This is a genomic window from Microbacterium sp. ISL-103, from assembly GCF_018613995.1.
Classification (GTDB): domain Bacteria; phylum Actinomycetota; class Actinomycetes; order Actinomycetales; family Microbacteriaceae; genus Microbacterium.
Window position 1 is genome coordinate 1 of sequence record NZ_JAGGPD010000422.1, and the last position, 469, is coordinate 469.

General features: G+C 68.9%; 1 protein-coding gene. It reads left to right on the forward strand.

Annotated features, from left to right (window positions below; translation table 11 throughout):
• Window positions 1-436 (forward strand): ABC transporter permease (locus tag J7E68_RS14980; protein ID WP_396652511.1); only part of this gene is annotated, 436 nt, incomplete at its 5' end.
• Window positions 437-469 lie beyond the last annotated feature (33 nt).

A 469-nucleotide genomic window follows, 5' to 3' on the forward strand; every position in this document is an offset into this window, starting at 1 on the left:
CGTGGCCGCCGCGTGCTTCGTGCTGCACCGCACCCGCACCGGGCGCACCGTCTATGCCATCGGCGGAGCCGAGAACTCCGCGCTGCTGATGGGGCTGCCGGTCTACCGTACGAAGGTGCTCGTGTACGTGATCAGCGGCGGCCTCGCAGGTCTCGCCGCGGTGCTCTACACGGCGCGGCTCGGCACCGCTCAGAACATCACCGGCATCGGCTGGGAGCTCGACGCGATCGCCGCCGCCGTGATCGGAGGCACGGTGCTCACCGGCGCCTACGGCTATGTTCTCGGGTCGGTCGTCGGCGCGCTGGTGCTCGGACTCATGAACGTGCTCATCACGCGAGACGGCGGCATCCCGCCCGAGATGACGACGATCATCACCGGCGGCATCCTGCTCGTGTTCGTGCTGCTGCAGCGAGCGGTCACCCGCAGACGCGAGTAGCTCTGCGTGATCATCGACGAACGGCCCCCTCTC